The sequence below is a fragment of the Williamsia sp. genome (genome assembly GCF_016462415.1).
Taxonomy (GTDB): Bacteria; Actinomycetota; Actinomycetes; order Mycobacteriales; family Mycobacteriaceae; genus Williamsia_A.
Window position 1 is genome coordinate 11,767 of sequence record NZ_JAEMTF010000096.1, and the last position, 4,972, is coordinate 16,738.

Genomic DNA, 4,972 nt, shown 5'->3' on the forward strand with positions numbered 1-4,972 from the left:
TCGCGCACAGCGTTGCTACGTGCCGTGGAGCACGAACGGCGCCGCATCGAAGCCGACCTTCACGACCGCGTGCAGCACCGTCTGGTGGCGCTGGCGGTCACACTGGGCATCGCGGAGAACTCGTACGGCCAGGACCCGACCGGACGGCTGGCGGCCGAGGCCCACGCCCAACTCGACACCGCTCTCGCTGAGCTGCGCTCTGTGATACTCGGCATTCAGCCCCGCACCTTGACCGATTACGGCCTGGTCGCTGCCGTCATCGACTTGATCGCCACCTACCCGCTGCCCGTCGGGAGCAACTTCGGTAGAACCGAGACGGCGGGGAGGCTGCCGCCCCACGTGGAACAAGTCGCCTACCTCGTCGTCACAGAAGCCCTCACGAACGTCGCGAAACACGCCGCCGCGACCACCGTCGCCATCACTGCCGACCGCGACGGGAACGGTTGGTGGCTCACGGTGCGCGATGACGGGATCGGCGATGCCGGCGTGCGGCCAGGACACGGACTGGCCGCCCTCAGGAACCATCTCGGCGCCATGGAAGGCGCACTGACCATCAACAGTCCCTCAGGGGACCAACTGAGATCACCATGCGATGCCCACTGAGCTGACTCCCACCACCTTGCGGATAGTGCTCGCCGAGGACAGCCCGCTTCTACGTGCCGGTATCACCACCGTGCTGGAAAGCGACGGGCACACCGTCTGTGCCGCCGTTGCCGATGCGCACGCTCTTGTCGCCGCCACCCGGGTCCATCTGCCCGACCTCGTCATCACCGATGTCCGTATGCCGCCCACCCACACCGTCGAAGGGATCACGGCAGCAGTGCACCTTCGTGAGAACAATCCATCGCTGCCGATCCTCATCCTCTCTCAGTACATTTCGGTGGGACCGCTACACCAACTGATCGACACCGACTCAGCGCCCAACCGCGGCGGGTTGGGCTATCTGCTCAAAGACCGCGTCGCGCACATCCGCCACTTCCTCGACGCCGTTCGAAGTATCGCGGGCGGCCAGACCGTCATCGATCCAGACATCATCGTCGCCCTCGTCGGGGACTCTCGCCGGAGAGGCATTCTGGCAGCTCTGACTCCGCGCGAGCTAGAAGTCCTCGCACTCGTGGCCCAAGGTCTGACCAATGGCCAGATCGCCACCCAACTCGTCGTCTCCGAACCCGCGGTCCGCAAACACGTGGGCAACATCTTCGCCAAACTGCCGATCGACAACACCGGTGATCGCCGAGTGCAAGCCACGCTCACGTACCTGAACGGGGCCCGGTAGAAGGCGACGACCGCGTCTCGCCGTGCGGAGAATCAGTCCGCAGCGGGTATGTCGAAGTTGCCGAACAGGACCGCGGCCAGACCCAACGCGACGACGATGTTGACCACCGTTGCGGTCGCGAACACGAGGACCGGGCGTCGACCGGCGTCCTTGATGCCCGAGACCGAGAACTCCAGACCGATCGCAACGAACGCGAAGATCAGGAACCAGGTGCGCAGGTCGTTGATGACGGTGATGTCGGCCTTGCCTCCGCCGACGTTTGTGACCCACAGCGTGCCGATGATCGACGCCGCGATGAACCCGAGCACGAACTTGGGGAACCGCGCCCAGAAGTCGCCGAGGCGCGGACGCGCAGCACCGGGGGTGCGGTCAACCTTGAACGCGAACCAAGCGGTCAGCGCGATCGCGACGATGCCGATCAGTGCGTTCTGGGTGGTCTTGACGATCGTGGCGATCTGCAGCGCGTCCTCGCCTGCGACCGCTCCGGCGGCCGCCACCGCCGCGGTGGTGTCGATGTTGCCGCCGATCCATGCGCCGGCAACCGCGTCGGACAACCCGGCCAGACCCGCGAGCCACGGCAGCAAGAAGATCGACGGCAGGGCGAACACGATGACCAGTGACGCGCTGTAGGCGAGCTGCTCCTTCTTCGCCTGCACCGCTCCGGCTGCGGCGATCGCTGCACTCACGCCGCAGATCGACACCGCCGACGCCAGCAGGGCCCGGAGCTTGTCGTCGACCCCGAGACGACCGGCGAACCACCAGGTGAAGCCGAACACGATGGTGATCAGCAGGATCGCCTGGACGATCGCGGGCCCGGCCGCCGACACCAACACCTTGAGGTTGACCGACGCACCGAGCAGGACGAGGCCGGTCTTGATGAAGAATTCCGTGCGGAAGCCGCCGGCGAGCTTGTCGCGAAGGCCGAAGTGGCTGAGGACCAGGTTGCCGAGGAGCCCGAAAGCGATGGCGTACACCGGGAACTCGATCGCTCCGGCAACGTCCTCGAGCGGGGTGTCGGCCAGCCAGTTCGGGACCTGCTGTTCGAACAGCCGGGTCAGCGAGCCGAGGACGAGGACCGCGATCGCTCCGCCGACCGCCCAGAGGACGGTGTTGTCGGATCGCCGGGTCTCCAGCTTCAGGTTGTCGCTCATGGGATCAGGTCCCCCGGGATGACGCCGGCGAACACCAGCAGGATCAGCACCAGCCCGACCACGACCGCGGCCCAGTCCTCGGTGAGCCAGCGGCGCTGCAGGGAGGCGGCGGTGTCGTCGTCATCCACAGGGGTGTTCGGGGCAGCGTCGGACCCCGGCTTTTCGGACATGGGAAAACCCTAGGGGCGCACCAGCCGGATACGGACAATTCGGATCAGGCTGGTTCGATCCGCGGGATCAGTGCAGCGAGTAGGCCAGGGCTCCGAGGGTGTCCGACGCGGAAAACTGCGGCTGCCATCCCAATACGTCGTGTGCCTTGGTGGTGTCCATGACGACCGAGGTGCGTCCGATGTGGATCCACTCGGCGGCCGAGGGCATGAACGGCAGTCGTTTGACCGCCTCCGCCACGACCTTCACCCCGATCTTCGGGAACGGGACCGGCCGGGCGCCGAGTGCCTCACCGATCTCCGACAGGCTGACCGTGCCCTCGCCGGCGATGTTGTAGGCACCGGCGGGCGCGTCGGTCGTGGCGCACAGGGCGATGGCCTGCGCGACGTCGTCGTGGTGCACCAGCTGCACGGGCACGCCGTGGTCGGGCATGGGCATCTTGAGGATCGGCACCGCGCCCATCACCGACTGCGCCACCCCCGGCAGTGCGCGCCATGGCATCGCGTCGGCCAGGGCAGGTGCCTTGGGTCCGGCGACGATGCAGGGCCGCAGCATGTACAGCTCGAGGTCGGTGCCGTCGACGATCTCGGCGATCGCGGCCTCGCAGTCGGCCTTCTGGGCGGAGTAGTAGTGCTCCTGGCTGCCGCGGATCGGGGTGTCCTCGGTGAGCGGCAGGGGGTTGTCGGAGTGATAGCCGTACGCGGCAACCGACGACGTGTAGACCATCCGCGTCGGCCGCTTCGCGTCGACGGTTGCCTGGAACACCGTCTTCGTCCCGGCCAGGTTGATCCGCGCCGCCTCGTCGCGCGAACCGATCACGATGAACGCCAGATGGATGACGACGTCGGCGTCGGCGACCAGCGCATCAACGGCCTCTCGGTCGAGGATGTCGCCCTGGCGATACTCGGTCTTGGTCCAGCCGTGCTCGCTCGGGTCGAACGGTCGTCGCGCCATCCCGATGATCGTGTCGACCTTCGGGTCGGCCTCCAACGCCGTCACCGCCGAGATGCCGATCTCACCTGTCGGACCTGTCACCGCCACCGTCAATCCCATTGCACCACTGTGGCACGAGGCCGGGGACCTCGTCGGCATATCGAGCGCCGTGCACACTCGAGGGGTGACCTCGACGCAGAAACCTGCCGGCCCCGACCGGATCGTCCGCTATGGCGACCATCCCGATCAGCACATCGCCGTGCGCACACCCGGCGTGACGCCGCGATGGACCGCGGTGCTCGTCCACGGCGGCTACTGGCGCTCGCCGTACACGCTGGACCTGATGGATCCGATGGCCGACTCACTGTCGTCGCACAACGTGGCCACCTGGAACGTCGAGTACCGACGTCCCGACGAGCACGGTTGGGCGGCCACGACGGCCGATCTCGCGGCCGCGCTGCGAGCAGTCGAGGTGAGCACCCCGATCGTGGTCATCGGTCACTCCGCGGGCGGCCAGCTCGCGCTGCGTGGAGTCGCCGACCTGCCCGCCGAGTCGCGACCAGCGCTGGCGGTGTCGCTGGCCGGGGTCATCGACCTCGAGCGGGCGGACGAGTTCGCCATGGGCGACGGGGCTGTCGCCAACGCCCTCGGACACCACTGGAGCGGTGACTCCCCCGACGACGTCGCGTCGTCGCCGCGACACCGACTGCCGCTCGGCATCCCGCAGATCGTCGCCTGCGGTCTCGATGACGACCCGCACCTGCTCGACTTCAGCCGCGACTACTCTGCGGCGGCTCTGGCGGCCGGAGATGCGGTGACCGAGATACATTCAGCCGGAGATCATTTCGCCATCATCGACCCCGTCGCACCGTTGTGGGCCGAGGTCCTGGCCGGCATCGAGCTCGCGCTCGGCTCAGGACGGATGGGCCACTAGCTCGTCGCGGATCGCCTCGATGCCGAGGCGGACCTCGTCGAACCTGGTGCTCAGCGGGCTCAGGCCGAGTCGGATGCCGGTGGGGCCGCGGAAGTCGGGAATGATGCCGTCCCGCCACAGCCGCGGGGTGATCACTCGGAACGCGGGGTGGTCGATGGTGATGTGGCCGCCGCGTTCGGCGGGGTCCCGCGGCGTGGACACCTCGACGTCGAACGGCGCGAGCACGTCATCGACGAGCTCGACTGCGAACGACGTGAGCGCCATGGACTTCGCACGAACGGCCACGACCCCGACCTCCTCGATCAGGTCGAGCATGTCGGCCATCGGAAGCATCCCGAGAACGGCCGGAGTGCCGCTCAGGATGCGTCGGATGCCCTGAGCGGGAACGTAACCCTGTCCCATCTCGAACGAGTCGGCCGCCCCCATCCACCCCCAGATCGGTTGGACGATGTCGTCGAGATGTCGCTGCGCGACGTAGGCGAACGCAGGCGCACCCGGGCCGCCGTTGAG

At 67.5% G+C, this 4,972-nt stretch carries 6 protein-coding genes and 1 pseudogene; 3 read left to right on the top strand and 4 right to left on the bottom strand.

Features of this window, described 5'->3' with window-relative positions; genetic code table 11:
• Together JHC79_RS18655 and JHC79_RS18660 are read left to right on the top strand one after the other, a co-directional pair.
• Nucleotides 1–603 (top strand): histidine kinase (locus JHC79_RS18655; protein WP_296393616.1); only part of this gene is annotated, 603 nt, incomplete at its 5' end.
• A 16-nt stretch (nt 604–619) separates the two neighbouring features.
• Nucleotides 620–1,276: a response regulator transcription factor gene (locus JHC79_RS18660; protein ID WP_366783054.1), complete on the top strand. Its 657-nt coding sequence runs from the start codon at nt 620–622 to the stop codon at nt 1,274–1,276.
• A 32-nt stretch (nt 1,277–1,308) separates the two neighbouring features.
• Here JHC79_RS18660 and JHC79_RS18665 read toward each other — a convergent pair whose 3' ends face one another.
• The 3 genes from JHC79_RS18665 to JHC79_RS18675 form a co-directional block, all read right to left on the bottom strand.
• Nucleotides 1,309–2,427 (bottom strand): putative sulfate exporter family transporter, encoded by a 1,119-nt coding sequence (locus JHC79_RS18665; RefSeq protein ID WP_296393620.1) that lies wholly within the window; start codon nt 2,425–2,427, stop codon nt 1,309–1,311.
• Nucleotides 2,424–2,597 (bottom strand): hypothetical protein, encoded by a 174-nt coding sequence (locus JHC79_RS18670; protein ID WP_296393623.1) that lies wholly within the window; start codon nt 2,595–2,597, stop codon nt 2,424–2,426. Before JHC79_RS18670 ends, JHC79_RS18665 begins: the two co-directional genes overlap by 4 nt.
• Before the next feature lie 67 nt (nt 2,598–2,664).
• Nucleotides 2,665–3,648, bottom strand: a complete 984-nt coding sequence (locus JHC79_RS18675; RefSeq protein WP_296393626.1) for an NAD-dependent epimerase/dehydratase family protein — start codon at nt 3,646–3,648, stop codon at nt 2,665–2,667.
• 64 nt (nt 3,649–3,712) lie between these two features.
• On the opposite strand from JHC79_RS18675, the gene JHC79_RS18680 reads away from it, so the two are divergent.
• Nucleotides 3,713–4,462, top strand: coding sequence for an alpha/beta fold hydrolase (locus JHC79_RS18680; RefSeq protein ID WP_296393628.1), 750 nt, complete (start codon nt 3,713–3,715; stop codon nt 4,460–4,462).
• Here the strand turns inward: JHC79_RS18680 and JHC79_RS18685 are convergent.
• Nucleotides 4,442–4,972, bottom strand: a pseudogene (locus tag JHC79_RS18685) (kynureninase); the annotation flags it as partial. The gene JHC79_RS18680 and the pseudogene JHC79_RS18685 sit on opposite strands and share 21 nt — an antisense overlap.

Bases quoted from the DNA above. Each gene is read 5' to 3' on its own strand.
- JHC79_RS18665 (WP_296393620.1), bottom strand. From the start codon at position 2,427: ATGAGCGACAACCTGAAGCTGGAGACCCGGCGATCCGACAACACCGTC.
- JHC79_RS18670 (WP_296393623.1), bottom strand. From the start codon at position 2,597: ATGTCCGAAAAGCCGGGGTCCGACGCTGCCCCGAACACCCCTGTGGAT.
- JHC79_RS18675 (WP_296393626.1), bottom strand. From the start codon at position 3,648: ATGGGATTGACGGTGGCGGTGACAGGTCCGACAGGTGAGATCGGCATC.